Raw genomic sequence first — 13,604 nt, forward strand, 5'->3', positions numbered from 1 at the left:
CGCGCTCCTCATCCGGCCATCATGGCGATCGAAGCGACTGCACCGCCTACCTTTGAAACGCTGTCGGCCATCCCTGCCGTACCGCCGAAAATCGCCTGCGTCATGCTGGGGATAAAGAGCAGGTTGATGATGAAGGCAATGAAAACCATCGTGCATGGGATCAGGTTCGCCAGCCACATTTCCATCGAATAGGTTCCGTTGAAGGTCTGCTGAATGAATGTGTTAAGGAACCCGGACCAGACGAAGATGAAAGCCGCCGCCACTGCGCGGATCATGGCAAAGCTAAGCAGCACGTCAAGGAAGTGGAAGAATTTTCCTCGGAATGTCCTGGTCATCAGTAACGGAATGAAGACCGGACCAAACAGGGCCGTCACGCCATAGAGGATGAACGAAGAGCAATTGATAAAGAAGAGAATCGCCGAGGCCAGCCCGAGCAATGCCTGCACAAAGAAGTAGCAAAGGATTTGCACAGGCGCGGTCAGCGAAGGCATCGACGTATTGTCTCCAGCTGTCTTCAGAAGCTGGAGCAAAGTGTCGAGCGAACTCTGGTCGAATGCCGCAACCATCGCCTGAGCGATATACGAAAAGAAATGATTGAGGCCGAAGCTCGCTCCTGGCAGCGGATTCACCCAGTAATTGATGAGCAGGCAGCAGACGATCAGGCGCAGCAGAAAGTGAGTCAGATCGCCAGCACGAACCGAGTGCGCATGGAAGCGCAATACTGTCATCTCCGACGTATTCCAGTTGATGACCATGCTGATGAGTGTGAACATGGCGATGCAGCTCAGTTCTGTGAGCCCAAGTTGGGTCAATGCACCGCCATTCTGCGTCGTAAGATTGGTCAGATTGTTGGTGAACTGATAGAGCCAGTCCACGCCGGAAGTGGCACTCGGTAGTGCCTGAGCCAACAGGGTCGGTGAAATCATAATCGCCACCTCTTTGCGGGAGAGGCAGCGCTAACCGAAGCGGTAAGCGCTGCCCGGTTCCAACTCACGGAAGATAGGTCCGCCAGGTGTTGCTTTCGCTAGCGGCATTCACGTTGTTTGTTGAGCGCTGCTGCTGGACGAAGACCGCGGTATTGAGGTCTTCGACAGTGGCATTGCGTCGTTCCATGTTGGCAACCGTCATCTGCCCGGCGAGGCAGGTATGGAGCGTTCCCTGTGCCTGCATCTCGCTCAACTTCTGCGCTTCCGATGCGTTCAGAAGATTGAGCTGCTGAACTTCACTGTTGGTGTTCTCTGTGCTATCGAATTGATCCGAAAGCAGCGAAGCGTTGGCCGTGGCATTCTCGGTCCTATTGCTCCGGTACTGGCCTACGGCGGTGAGGCAGTCGGGGGAGATCGAATCCGAGGTTTCGATCATGGCCAGTTGCGAGATGCGGGAACTGCCGAGCGACTGCCCTTGCAGGTAACCGCTCGTACCGCTATTCATCGTGACCGTGGCGGTCTTCCATGCCGTTGCCGATGTAGAAGGCGAGTTGCTGCTGAGAGCAATCTTGATGCCGGCGGTCTCTCCAAACATGTTGGCGACATTCACGTTTTCAAGTGTGTGCAATGTTGTCTGCCACTGCTGTTTGAAAGAGAAATGGGCAACGTTGTTCTTGAGCATGTTGTACTGGTTTCGAATCATCGTGAGCTGCTGAACGAGGCTGGCATAGCTTTGGGGTAGGGTCGAGGACTGGCGCGGTATTCGTAGAGTGAGCCTATCTGTTGCTCCCCGTTTCCTCTGGGAGTGCCTCACTAGCTCATTCATAAATCCGTTTCCAGCTCCCGCCGCGTCGAACGCAACGTGCGGTTTTCCCGCATTGCGCTCTCCTGTTTGCTTCATGCCAAGGGTTATGTGACCTATCATGCTGGGAGTCCTTTCGGTGATGTCATGTAGCGGACGTGATAGTCGCGGAACAACTTCAAGTCCTCGTACAGCCATTTCCTACTCCATCTCTTCCAGCCGAAGCCCCATAGTTTCCGGGATTGAGCTATATGGCGTCGAACCTTCTTTTCTACCCAGTGCCGGATGAAGTCGAAGCACTTGCCGGAGTGTCCGATGGCGAAGTAGTTCACCCAACCGCGCAGGATCGGGTTGATCTGTTGGATCACCTGTTCCACGGGTTGTGAGTGGTACCGCCGGAACACATCCTTGAGGGTGTGCAGCAGCGCCGTGCGTTTCTTCATCATTGGCGCGTGATGCACACACCACATCTGCCCCTTGATACTGCGGAGGCGGCGGAAATCGAACCCGAGGAAACCGAAGGTCTCCCCGCGCGCTAAATCCACGATGCGGCTCTTCACTTCATTGATTTCGACCTGTAGCTTGGCAAATTCTTCGCGCAGTCGTTTGTAGACCGCTCCAAGCAACCACGCATGGCGCGGATGAGCATCGATCAGCACCACCAGATCATCGGCGAATCGAGCGTACTCGATGTGGGTGTATTCCCCTTTGCGTGTGGTTTCCTTCGCCCGCTCCAGCATGCGATCTACCTCATTGAGGTAAATGTTGCTGAGAAGCGGTGAAATCACTCCCCTTACACAAAAGGTAATTTCGAATTTGAACGGGTAGTGAGGGGTTGGCGAAGTAGTGACACCGTGCTTGATCTTCGCCGTAAGAGGTAATACGTTTATGGCAAATGGCCCGATCGACCAAAGCGGACAAGGCTCGGCGGTTGAACGCCGCCTATGCCATGCTCCAGCGCAATACACCGTTGTCCACGGCCATGCAGCGATTGTCTGGGCAGTTCGACCTGTCGGAACGTCAAGCCTACCGATATCTGGAGGAAGCGGCACATTTGGAGCGATTTGTCGAGGTCACCGAGGCTACGGTGCCGATCACCCTCAAGGTTCCAGCGCGGACAGCACGTCTTCTCCGGACGTGTGCGAGAAGCAGCGGGCTGACCATCGGAGCCATAGTGACACGAGCATTGGCCATATTTCTGAACACGCAGAGAAGACATGGCTAAGCCGCGCTCAACGCCCGGCCCGCTTCAAGTTCACGTTGAGTATCTGTTTGACCGATTGCACGATTCCAAGCTTTCCCAAGCCTACAGTCTTCTTGTGCCCATTCGGGAGCGTCCCGTTGGCGGCAGTGTGAAGGAGTTCGATCATGAGGATGGCAGCAATCTACGCGCGAGTATCATCCGACCAGCAGCGGGAAGCGAACACGATAGCGAGCCAGACGGCATCGCTGATCGAATTCGCTCAGGGGCACGATCTGGAAGTACCTCAAGAATGGGTTTTCGAAGATGATGGCTATAGTGGTGCAACGCTGGAGCGCCCAGGGCTTGAGCGTGTGCGGGATCTGGCCGCAGAAGGACAGATACAGGCTGTGCTGGCATACTCACCGGACCGCTTGAGCCGCAAGTATGCCTACCAGATTCTGTTGATGGAGGAGCTCGCCCGCAACGGCGTCGAGACGTTATTTGTTAAGGCACCGCAGGGAGCCAGCGCAGAAGACCAGTTGCTTGTGCAATTCCAAGGGATGATCGCAGAGTATGAAAGAGCGCAGATACTGGAGCGGTCACGTCGAGGTAAACGACATCGGGCCCAGTCCGGTGAGGTCAGCGTGATGAGCGGCGCTCCGTATGGCTACCGCTATGTCCGCAAGACCGACGAGGCGCCAGCCGCGTACGTCGTACTTGAGGCCGAGGCCCGTGTGGTCGAGTGCATCTATGAGATGTACACAGTAGAGGGCCTAAGCATTGGTGAGATTACCCGACGGCTCAACGCTGAGGGTATTCCAACTCGCAAAGCAAGCGCCCGATGGGAGCGCTCGACTGTCTGGGCCGTACTGCGCAACTCTGCGTATCGTGGTATTGCCTGTTTCGGCAAAACGCGCGCTTCTTCCCGGACACGCGTGATCCGTCCGCAGCGTCGGCGGGGTGTGATTACGCCCAGTATGACAGCAGGCCACGAACGACCTCGGGAAGAATGGATCGAGATTCCTGTGCCGGCACTGGTAAGCGAAGAACGATTTGCTCGTGCTCAGGAACTTCTACAGGAAAACAAAGTACGATCACGCCGCCGCACCATTGAGCCAAGTATCGTGCAAGGGATGGTCAGCTGCCAGAAGTGCGGCTACGCATTTTCGCGCACATCGACGCAAACAAGCGCACGCAAGATTCACTACTACAAATGCATTGGCTCGGATAGCTGGCGAAAATTAGGTGGCCCGGTTTGCGATAACGCCCGCTTCGTCCGGCAGGATCTGCTTGATCAGATCATCTGGGCCGAAGTCATTAAGCTGTTGGAAGACCCAACGCTCATTCAGCAAGAGCTGGATCGTCGGCTGGCAGCAGCGCGCTCGTCGGATCCAACCAAAAAGCGCGAGCAGAGTCTGCAAAGAGAACTAGTGCATGCGGGCAAAGCCATCGAACGACTTCTCAGCGCCTACCAGGAAGAACTCATGTCGATCGAGCAGTTACGTGAGCGCATGCCAGGGCTACGCCAGCGCGAGCAGGCGCTCCGTGCTGAGTTGCAGGCAATTGTCGACCAGGCTAATGAGCAGGCAGCCTTTCTGCGGTTGGCGGAGAATCTTACCGCGTTCCTTGCCCGCCTGCGTGGCGCTGCTGATACGCTGAGTATCACTGAGCGGCAGAGAATCGTCAGGCTGGTTGTGAAAGACGTTCTGATAGGTGACGACACCATCACGATTCGTCATTGCATTTCAGTCCCGCAGCAGGCCCCACCGCAGGGTGGCCATCTACCGCCAAGCGGGACTGACGGCAGAAATTACCTTTTGTGTAAGGGGAGTGATCACTCCGCCTTGTGGAACACCCAGTTTTCCCGATGCTGACAGCACCAGCTTGAGCAACCGCATCACCTCATCGTCATTGATCCGGCGAGCTACTTTCTCCAACAGCAGATGGTGTCTGACTGTGTCGAAGTATGCTTTGAGATCGAGATCGATGATGTGGGTCTTGCACTGAACGATTGCCTTCGCTACTCGCTGCACCGCTTGATGCGCCGTTTTCTTGGGACGATAGCCATACGAACCCGGCTGGAAGTCCGCCTCGAAGATCGGCTCCATAATCAGCTTCAGTGCACCTTGTACGACTCGATCACGGATCGCAGGGATCGAAAGGGTACGGAACTTTCCTCCGGCCTTCGGTATCTCTTGCTTCCGCGAACGAAGCGGCACATAGGTGCGGTTGATGAGTTCGCCGCGTATCTGCTCGATGAAGCTCTCCACGCCATACGCTTCGACAGCCTCAAATGTCACACCGTCGATGCCCGGTGCGCCATTGTTCTTTCTGGCCATCTCATACGCTTCGCGCAGAGTCTCCATCTTGCAGACATGGACGTACAAACCCCAGAAACGCCAGGACGGTTCAGACTTCGCCTTGACGTATAGGTTCCGACGCAGGTCCTGCAAACTGATAGGCGTGTTTGTCATGTGCCTTTGCCTCCCTTGTTGTTGGAACCGTTACAAACAGCAGGGTTCCTTCGCTCCACCGGCATTACCCGGCTTCATCACTGTCGGGTCGGAGGTGGCGCACTGGGTTCCCCCGTGTGCTGGCCACCGTCCGCCGCTCAAACTGGACGTGCAGTTTTCCCGCATCCAGCTTTCACGAAGACTCTCGCTTCTGGGATGCAATCGAAGGAATTAATTGAATAAGGTTTACCAGCCCATACTCACCGTACAGCTTGCTTTCAGGGAGCTGTCTCCAGCCCTTGTTCCGCCAGCGTTTACAACGGTGCGACCGGATGCGTTGCAATATCCAGCCGTTGAGTCTGTTGAAGAGCTTTCGGACGTGGGCGCGCTTGTAGTAATTTCCCCATCCCCGAATTACAGGGTTGAGGTGCGCAATCAGTCCTGATGTATTCAGTGGCACACGTCGCCGAGTTCGTTCACGCACTTGATCCATAAAGCGCTGGATCGACTTTCCCTTCGGATACGCATAGAGATCACCGTCACGTACCCCGGTTCGGATCTTTTGAGGCATCAGCCTGAGTGGCCGCTTGCCTCGCTTGATCTTGTAACCAAGGAATTCGAATCCCTGTCGGACATGGACGATCCGCGTTTTCTGCGGATGAAGTACCACATCCAATTGCTCCAGTATCTTTTGCGCTGCTACTATCGCCGCTCGCGCCTCTGCCGCGGATTTACAGGTGATAACCCAGTCATCCGCGTACCTCGTTATCTGATACCCCTTGCGACGCATTTCCCGATCAAACGGAGTCAGGAGTACGTTACTCAAAACGGGTGAAACCACCCCGCCTTGTGGGGTCCCGCGCTCGGTGGGATAGAGTCGCCCTTTGCTATAACTTCCAGCCTTGAGCATTGCCTGTATCAGGCGCAGCACCCGGCCGTCGGCTATTTGTTGGGCTACCAGTGCAAGAAGTTTCTCGTGGTTGACAGACCCGAAGAAATCCTTCAAATCCCCTTCTACGATCCACTCCGACCCGCTCTGGATTTCTTTCCACACCTTGCGCATTGCGTCCTGCGTCGATCGCCCTCGCCGATATCCGAAGTTGGCTTCATCGAATATCGGCTCGAATATTGGCTCCAACCGATTGAGCAGCGCCTGCTGGCATACCCGATCAAAAATTGTCGGGACCCCTAACATCCGATACTCCCCCGGCTTGCCTAGTTTCGGGATTTGCACCTGCCGCACCGGTCGTGGCTGATAGACATCATCCTTGAGTTCCCTGTGCAACCGATCTAACTGCTGATCCAGTTGCGCGGAAAACTCTTCCAGGCTCTGTCCATCGACTCCTCCACTGCCCCGGTTAGCCCGCACCTTCTCCCAGGCCATCTCCAGGTTCTTCCGCTTGTATACCTTGTCGATTAATGAATGGACCTTCTTTGCACCCGTCGGGTTGATCCAGTCCGACAGTCTCCTCGGGCGGAAATGTACGGGTATTTCACTCATGGAACTGATCCACCTTTCCGTCCTTACTCACTGCCTTCCTCTCTCTTCCCAACCGCCTTCGCCGACTGCCTTCCCCGGCCCACTTCCGCCGCCGGTTGCCCGGTCACATGGCTTTCACCATGCTTCAGGTGTCGGGTCGGAGGTGGCGCACCGAGTTTCCCAGATGCTGGCCACCGTCCGCCGCTCAAACTGGACGTGCAGTTTTCCCGCATCCAGCTTTCACGAAGACTCTCGCTTCCGGGATGCAATTGAAGGTATTAACTGAACCAAGTTCACAAGCCCGTACTCCCCGTACAGCTTGGTTTCGGGTAGCTGTCTCCAGCCACCGTTACGCCAGCGCTTGCAGCGGTGCGACCGGATGCGATGTACGATCCAGCCGTTGAGACGATTGAAGAGCTTTCGGACGTGGGCGCGCTTGTAGTAATTGCCCCATCCCCGGATTACAGGGTTGAGGTTCGCGATCAGTTCTGAAGTTTTCAGTGGCACGCGTCGCCGAGTTCGCTCGCGCAGTTGATCCATGAAGCGACGGATCGACTTTTCCTTTGGGTACGCATAGAGATCACCGTCACGCACCCCGGTTTTGATCTGGTGAGGCATCAGCCGGAGTGGCCGCTTGCCTCGCTTGATCTTATAACCAAGGAATTCGAATCCTTGTCGAACGTGGACTATTCGCGTCTTCTGCGGATGAAGTACCACATCCAATTGCTCCAGTATCTTTTGCGCTGCTACTATCGCCGCTCGCGCCTCTGCCGCGGATTTACAGGTGATGACCCAGTCGTCCGCGTACCTCGTTACCAGATACCCCTTGCGACGCATTTCCCGATCAAACGGAGTCAGGAGTACGTTACTCAAAACGGGTGAAACCACCCCGCCTTGTGGAGTCCCACGCTCGGTAGGATAGAGTCGCCCTTTGCCATAACTTCCAGCCTTGAGCATTGCCTGTATCAGGCGCAGCACCCGGCCGTCGGCTATTTGTTGGGCTACCAGCGCAAGAAGCTTCTCATGGTTGACAGACCCGAAAAAGTCCTTCAAGTCCCCTTCCACAATCCACTCCGATCCGCGCTGGATTTCTTTCCACACCTTGCGCATTGCGTCCTGCGTCGATCGCCCTCGCCGATATCCGAAGTTGGCTTCATCGAATACTGGTTCGAATATCGGCTCCAACCGATTGAGTAGCGCCTGCTGGCATACCCGATCAAAAATTGTCGGGACCCCTAGCATCCGATACTCCCCCGGCTTGCCTGCTTTCGGGATTTGCACCTGCCGCACCGGTCGTGGCTGATAGACATCATCCTTGAGTTCCCTGTGCAACCGATCTAACTGCTGATCCAGTTGTGCGGAAAACTCTTCCAGGCTCTGTCCATCGACTCCTCCACTGCCCCGGTTATTCCGTACCTTCTCCCAGGCCATCTCCAGGTTCTTCCGCTTGTATACCTTGTCGATTAATGAATGGACCTTCTTTGCATCCGTCGGGTTGATCCAGTCAGACAGTCTCCTCGGGCGGAAATGTACGGGTATTTCACTCATGGAACTGATCCACCTTTCCGTCCTTACTCACTGCCCTTCTCTTTCTTCCCAACCGCCTTCGTCGGCTGCCTTCCCCGGCCCACTTCCGCCGCCGGTTGCCCGGTCACATGGCTTTCACCATGCTTCAGGTACTGTTCAGCCGTCCGACTACTGGCAACGCATTGCTCGCCTTTTCGCTCTCGCTTATAGGTCTGCTTACTCCGGTGCCACCCGGAGACGATGCCAGTCCTCCTGAGGTCACGCATTGTTCTTCCGTACCGTGCAGCCCGCAAACACCTTGGTGCGGTGGGTGAATGAGAACGCCTTCGCCTTCATAGTGCAGGCTCGACCTTGCCCCACCTTTGGCCGACCGGTTCATCTTCGGGGTAGCCCCCATCGATTACAGCCCGGTACTTCTCCGCATACCCTTCGGATTCCACCTCACGATGGACACCCTGTCCTCCGAAGTACAACAGCGAGCGGCTTCAGGTTCACCTTGGCTGTATCCGGCTTTCGCCTTCGTGCCCGTCTAGGCTTCTCCATACCTTCTCTCTTCTCCGGCCAGCGAGGCATTACCCCCGCTTTTGGATACAGCGCCCCTCATCCGAGCGCTGGAGGGACTTTAACCCTCCTAAACAATGCGCTGCTCAGCGCACACTATTCAGCCGTCCGACTACTGGCAACGCATCGCTCGCCATTTCGCTCTCGCTTATAGGTCTGCTTACTCCGGTGCCACCCGGAGACGATGCCAGTCCTCCTGAGGTCACGCAATGTTCTTCCGTACCGTGCTGTCTGCAAACACCTTGGTGCGGTGGGTGAATGAGAACGCCTTCGCCCCCATAGTGCGGGCTCGACCTTGCCCCACCTTTGGCCGACCAGTTCATCATCGGGGTGGCCCCCGTCGATTACGGCCCGGTACTTCTCCGCATACCCTTCGGATTCCGCCTCACGGCGGACACCCTGTCCTCCGGAGTAACGCAGAGAGCGGCTTCAGGTTCACCTTGGCTGTATCAAGCTTTCGCCTTCGTGCCCGTTTAGGCTTCTCCATACCTTCTCTCTTCTCCGGCCAGCGAGGCGTTAACCCCGCTTTTGGATACAGCGCCCCTCATCCGGGCGCTGGAGGGACTTCAACCCTCCTGAACAATGCGCTGCTCAGCGCACACTACGAACCCATCCGATGCCCTCTCGCCTTCGGCCCTTTTCCCGTGTGTGGTTATAGGGCCTACCTTTCTCCGGCGATTTCGCGCCGGGGCGAGGAGGGTTTCTCCAGTTGCTCGGTATGTCCTTGTCATCGTGCTGTCGCTTCCACCCCGCCGAAGTGAGAGAAACGCATCAGTCAGATTGCGTCGCCTCATGCTGTCTTCGCCCTTCGACCGTAGGCTCGACCTTCGGGGTTGATTGTTAACGGGGCCACATACATGCGTTCACTTTCGTTACGGCCCGATGACTTGCGCATCTCCCAAGGAGATGATTGTCGATAGGCTTCAGAGATTTGGTTTCCCGCCTCCCTGCTATCTAGCTACGGGGCTTCTGACTTTTACCCCGGCAGGTCCTTCCCCTGCTGGACATACCAGCCTTAGCTGGACGCACGATCAAAGACTATATCGCCCATGCCGAATAGAGCGAAACTGGGCGGTGTGGTCAAAAGCAAAGCAGTGCCAACGATGAGCCATTTGCGGTGTTTTTTGAGTTGAAGCGGCATAAAGCCTCCTTGGGTGCTGTTGAACGGTTACAGGTATGGAGGGCAGGTTGGGTCCAGCCTGTCCGGGGTGAAACACTTGCTGTGGTCCACGATCCAGCACGACAGCCGCAGAATCTTCGAGCTAACCTCGGCGACACGTACCAGCGAGGCGAGGGCCACAGCGCGCCCTGCGTGCGTGGTGAGGATGGCTACAACCAGCGCGCACAACACGATTGTGAAAACAAGCCTGAAACGTTTTGTGACGCACCGCGCCATGCTTTCTCCCGTTTTCAGAGGGCTGGGTCCATACGATGTTCCGCATAGGACGGGATGAGAATGTCACGGCCCACGTACACGCGGGCGCGTGAGCCCTCCTTGAGCGTGATGACCGGCAAGCGGTTGAGAAAGTGATTCAACACCTGCTCGCCTTCTGCAGCGGTCTGCTCGGAAATGCCATTGCGAATCTGCGTCGAGGAATCGAGTACGCTGCTGTTGTTGCCGATCTGGGCGAGACCACCCAAGCCACCAATGGCCGCCGCCGCTCCGAAGGCCATCAAATATCCGTGATCTACCTTGGTGGCAAGGCCCGTCGTTCCAATTGGGTCAAGACCGATGTACTTGTCGAAATCAAGTGAGAAGCCATCGGGACAGACAGCACGATGGAAGATGACGAACATTTTCCGCTGCTGGGCGTTGCCTACGCTCTGCACAGTGCCGATCAGGCGCGTGCCCTGGGGCATGAGCAACTGTTGGTGGTCATGCGAGTAGTAGTCCGTGGTGAGCATGACCAGGATCGGCCCGCTGAAGCCGCCGTCAATGTGGTTCGTAACGACGCCTTCAAAGACCGTCCCCTCAAAGATCCGATAGAGACGCCCTTGATACTGATCGAACTCATACGACCCCATAGCGTCAGCCTTGGGGGCTGCTTTCGTTTCAGCAGTAACGGCCCGGACAGGCTTGTCTGCGGCGGCTGAATTTGACGGCACGGCTGCTGTTGCCGTAATCGCAGCGGAAGGAGCGGCGGCTTCGCCAGAATGCGCGAAGTCAATCGCTACGGTGCCGCTGTTGATGGCATCTTGCTTCTGCTTTTGGCGTGCCAAGGCCCTTTGTTTGACTTCGGCCTGAGCTTCCGAAACGTTCGATGTATGCTGCGGTGCATTTGGACTGGAGCCGTAGATCGTGTCGCGCTGCGCCGAGGTCATCGGTGCAGCACTAGCTGATTCGGGTCCAGGAGCGCCTTCTGTCGCCTGGAGTTGCTGCATCGCTGCAACCAACTCTTGTTGCTTCTGTTTTTCCTCGGCATCATGCTGAGCTTGCAATTGCTGTTGCGTCTCAAAGCTCGATACCTGCTGCGCATTCGGTGAAGTCGGACGCATCTGTAATGCGCTTGCCGGGGCTGTCTTCTTGTTACCGCGCAGCAAGCTCGATACATTGGCAATGCCGAGTATGGCGAGGATCGCCACCAGGACAATGACCACTGGCATCCCCTTCTTGAGAGGCGGCTTCGCCTCCGGCTGCTCTGGAATGGTTGCGGGCGTATTTGGGTTCTGGTCGGTCATGGCTACTTCGTACCTCCCACACGATGGAATTCAACCTTCTGCTTGCCGATAGCGAGATACCCGTTGTCCAGTAGCTTCGGCACGGTATAGAGCCCGCCGTTGAAATCAAAATTGATGAGCGACGGTTTCTTGTCCTTTACCTCGTAGAGCGCCGGCGTTTCCTGGAAGACGCCGCGCAGATAGGTGAACTTATCGTCGTGCCAGATCTGCCGGAGTCCAAGCTCTTTGCCCTTGCGTTCGTCCCATGTGTAGTCAAAGTGGAGTGAACCTGGGTATTCCGAGCGGTACTGCTCGGCCTTGGTTTGTTCGGACTTGAGTTCGGCTGCTTGAGCGGCTTTCGCGGCAGCAGCTTCCTGTTTCGCTTTATCCAGTTCGGCCGCAGGCACGAACACGGGAAGCTGAGCCAAGCGGTCCTTTGCAGCTTGGTCGCCAAGATTGATAAAGACCTTGGAATCGAAGTGCGCATCGGAGTCACCGGATACCTCACGAAGTGCAAGCGTGTACTCGTTGCCGTGATCGGAGACGATGTGAATATCAGTGGCGGCGTTTGCGGCCTTGGGCTTGACACTGATAAAGCGCGAAGCCACATGACCACCGTCGAATACCCAATTCACCGTGTCGCCGGCGAAGACATTGGCAACCTTCTCTGCGGCGGGCAGTACGATGAGCGTCGATTGCAGTAGCCCGGCGCGAACCTGCGGCGGGGTCTCCGCCTCCGACACGATGACCGTACGCGGCGCGGCCGGTTGAAGGGGATGTGGGTCGGTTGCAGCATGGAGTTGACCTACAGTCAGCATCATGCACAGGGAAAAAGAGACAACAAGGGTGGGGCGCATAATGTTTGAGTCCTTTCTGCGGTGAGATTTTGTTTATTACTGAACCTCGCATAATATAGTGACAATGTCGGTCGTGTAGCAGTAAGCTATCAGGCATGACACGATCCAATGCGCCACGACGTGACTTCGCAGCCCTGCAAGAACGCCGCCGCCGCGCCGCGCGTCTGTTTGCCGCCGGCAAGCGTTCACAGGCAGAGATCGCCCGTGAACTCCTCATCAGCCGTCAAAGCGTGAGCCGATGGTTCGAGGCTTGGCGTCAGGATAAGCCGGGTTGGATTCGCGGGGCGGGGCGGGCAGGTCGTCGGCCGAAACTGGATGGGGCGCAACTCAAGCAGGTGGACAAGGCGTTGCGTCAAGGCGCGCAGGCCCATGGTTTCGGAACCGATCTGTGGACATTGCCCCGTGTGGCGGCAGTAATCGAACGGACCACGGGCGTTCACTATCATCCCGGCCATGTATGGAAGATTCTTGCCGCTCTTGAGTGGAGTCTGCAACGGCCGGCCAAGCGAGCGCGGGAACGCAATGACGAAGGTCGGCGGCTGTGGATGGCGAAGCGGTGGCCGGCAATAAAAAAAACGCCCGGCGGCGAAGAGCCTGGATTCTCTTCCAGGACGAAAGCGGAGTCTCGGAGCGGCCGCCGGTAAGACGGACTTGGGCGCCGAAGGGAGAGACTCCGGTGTTGGTTTATGCCTTCAACTGGAAGAAGCTGTCGATCAGCGCGGCACTGGGCTATCGCTGGGACGGCAAGCGATGCCGGTTGTGGTTTCAGACCCGGCCAGGCAGCTACAACGACGAACGGCTGACCGTCTTTTTGCGTGATCTGAAGAAACACTTGCGCGGGCAGAAGGTGATTCTGATCTGGGATGGACTGCCTGCACACAAAAGCAGGAAGATGAAGCAGTATCTGGAGAGCCAGCGTAGTTGGCTGCAGGTAGAGACGCTGCCAGGTTATTCTCCTGATCTGAATCCGGTAGAGGACTTATGGAGCAACATCAAAGGTCAGGAATTGGCCAACCGATGTGTTGCCGGACTTGGCGAGGCTGAAGACGGTGTGCGCAGCGGCATGGAGAGAGTGCGCCAATCCATACTGCCGTTTTCTTTCCTGCACCACGCGGGACTCTTTTTTTGATCTATCGTGTCACCATATTACGCGAGAC

Annotated in this window: 12 protein-coding genes; 4 read left to right on the forward strand and 8 right to left on the reverse strand. The window is 56.5% G+C overall.

The genetic code is table 11. The features are described 5' to 3' along the window. Positions 1 to 8: 8 nt before the first annotated feature. From ACOBR2_RS11710 to ACOBR2_RS11720, 3 genes are all read right to left on the reverse strand, one after another. Positions 9 to 926, reverse strand: a complete 918-nt coding sequence (locus ACOBR2_RS11710) for a type IV secretion system protein (RefSeq protein WP_420236296.1) — start codon at positions 924 to 926, stop codon at positions 9 to 11. A gap of 64 nt (positions 927 to 990) precedes the next feature. Next, positions 991 to 1,629: a hypothetical protein gene (locus tag ACOBR2_RS11715; protein WP_420236297.1), complete on the reverse strand. Its 639-nt coding sequence runs from the start codon at positions 1,627 to 1,629 to the stop codon at positions 991 to 993. Between the two features lie 218 nt (positions 1,630 to 1,847). Beyond that, complete coding sequence (locus tag ACOBR2_RS11720) at positions 1,848 to 2,696, reverse strand: group II intron maturase-specific domain-containing protein (protein WP_420236298.1); 849 nt, start codon at positions 2,694 to 2,696, stop codon at positions 1,848 to 1,850. Here ACOBR2_RS11720 and ACOBR2_RS11725 point away from each other — a divergent pair. Both ACOBR2_RS11725 and ACOBR2_RS11730 read left to right on the forward strand, forming a co-directional pair. After that, positions 2,624 to 2,953, forward strand: coding sequence for a hypothetical protein (locus ACOBR2_RS11725; protein WP_420236992.1), 330 nt, complete (start codon positions 2,624 to 2,626; stop codon positions 2,951 to 2,953). The genes ACOBR2_RS11720 and ACOBR2_RS11725 overlap by 73 nt on opposite strands. 143 nt (positions 2,954 to 3,096) lie before the next feature. Continuing rightward, positions 3,097 to 4,785, forward strand: a complete 1,689-nt coding sequence (locus ACOBR2_RS11730) for a recombinase family protein (RefSeq protein WP_420236299.1) — start codon at positions 3,097 to 3,099, stop codon at positions 4,783 to 4,785. Here the strand turns inward: ACOBR2_RS11730 and ACOBR2_RS11735 are convergent. The 5 genes from ACOBR2_RS11735 to ACOBR2_RS11755 all read right to left on the reverse strand — a co-directional run bounded on the left by ACOBR2_RS11735 (position 4,693) and on the right by ACOBR2_RS11755 (position 12,447). Beyond that, entirely contained in the window at positions 4,693 to 5,385 is a 693-nt protein-coding gene (locus ACOBR2_RS11735) for a reverse transcriptase domain-containing protein (protein WP_420236300.1), read from the reverse strand. The two genes, ACOBR2_RS11730 and ACOBR2_RS11735, sit on opposite strands and share 93 nt — an antisense overlap. Before the next feature lie 172 nt (positions 5,386 to 5,557). Then, positions 5,558 to 6,865: a group II intron reverse transcriptase/maturase gene (ltrA, locus tag ACOBR2_RS11740; RefSeq protein ID WP_420236301.1), complete on the reverse strand. Its 1,308-nt coding sequence runs from the start codon at positions 6,863 to 6,865 to the stop codon at positions 5,558 to 5,560. Between the two features lie 219 nt (positions 6,866 to 7,084). Then, a complete protein-coding gene (gene ltrA, locus ACOBR2_RS11745; RefSeq protein ID WP_420236302.1) occupies positions 7,085 to 8,392 on the reverse strand; it encodes a group II intron reverse transcriptase/maturase in 1,308 nt (435 codons plus the stop codon). Positions 8,393 to 10,342: 1,950 nt separating this feature from the next. Beyond that, positions 10,343 to 11,611 carry a TrbI/VirB10 family protein gene (locus ACOBR2_RS11750; protein ID WP_420236303.1) on the reverse strand — a complete coding sequence of 423 codons (1,269 nt, stop codon included), beginning with the start codon at positions 11,609 to 11,611 and terminating at the stop codon, positions 10,343 to 10,345. 2 nt (positions 11,612 to 11,613) lie between these two features. Further along, positions 11,614 to 12,447, reverse strand: coding sequence for a TrbG/VirB9 family P-type conjugative transfer protein (locus ACOBR2_RS11755; RefSeq protein ID WP_420236304.1), 834 nt, complete (start codon positions 12,445 to 12,447; stop codon positions 11,614 to 11,616). A gap of 95 nt (positions 12,448 to 12,542) precedes the next feature. On the opposite strand from ACOBR2_RS11755, the gene ACOBR2_RS11760 reads away from it, so the two are divergent. Then, positions 12,543 to 13,091 carry a winged helix-turn-helix domain-containing protein gene (locus ACOBR2_RS11760; RefSeq protein ID WP_420236305.1) on the forward strand — a complete coding sequence of 183 codons (549 nt, stop codon included), beginning with the start codon at positions 12,543 to 12,545 and terminating at the stop codon, positions 13,089 to 13,091. Next, the gene (locus tag ACOBR2_RS11765) at positions 13,004 to 13,576 is read left to right on the forward strand and encodes an IS630 family transposase (RefSeq protein ID WP_420236306.1); all 573 of its coding nucleotides are present in this window, start codon (positions 13,004 to 13,006) and stop codon (positions 13,574 to 13,576) included. Before ACOBR2_RS11760 ends, ACOBR2_RS11765 begins: the two co-directional genes overlap by 88 nt. The last annotated feature ends 28 nt before the right edge of the window (positions 13,577 to 13,604 follow it).

This window comes from Telmatobacter bradus (assembly GCF_048629425.1).
Taxonomy (GTDB): Bacteria; Acidobacteriota; Terriglobia; order Terriglobales; family Acidobacteriaceae; genus Telmatobacter; species Telmatobacter bradus.

Bases quoted from the DNA above. Each gene is read 5' to 3' on its own strand.
- ACOBR2_RS11710 (WP_420236296.1), bottom strand. From the start codon at position 926: ATGATTTCACCGACCCTGTTGGCTCAGGCACTACCGAGTGCCACTTCC.
- ACOBR2_RS11715 (WP_420236297.1), bottom strand. From the start codon at position 1,629: ATGATTCGAAACCAGTACAACATGCTCAAGAACAACGTTGCCCATTTC.
- ACOBR2_RS11725 (WP_420236992.1), top strand. From the start codon at position 2,624: ATGGCCCGATCGACCAAAGCGGACAAGGCTCGGCGGTTGAACGCCGCC.
- ACOBR2_RS11730 (WP_420236299.1), top strand. From the start codon at position 3,097: ATGAGGATGGCAGCAATCTACGCGCGAGTATCATCCGACCAGCAGCGG.
- ACOBR2_RS11735 (WP_420236300.1), bottom strand. From the start codon at position 5,385: ATGACAAACACGCCTATCAGTTTGCAGGACCTGCGTCGGAACCTATAC.
- ltrA (WP_420236301.1), bottom strand. From the start codon at position 6,865: ATGAGTGAAATACCCGTACATTTCCGCCCGAGGAGACTGTCGGACTGG.
- ltrA (WP_420236302.1), bottom strand. From the start codon at position 8,392: ATGAGTGAAATACCCGTACATTTCCGCCCGAGGAGACTGTCTGACTGG.
- ACOBR2_RS11750 (WP_420236303.1), bottom strand. From the start codon at position 11,611: ATGACCGACCAGAACCCAAATACGCCCGCAACCATTCCAGAGCAGCCG.
- ACOBR2_RS11755 (WP_420236304.1), bottom strand. From the start codon at position 12,447: ATGCGCCCCACCCTTGTTGTCTCTTTTTCCCTGTGCATGATGCTGACT.
- ACOBR2_RS11760 (WP_420236305.1), top strand. From the start codon at position 12,543: ATGACACGATCCAATGCGCCACGACGTGACTTCGCAGCCCTGCAAGAA.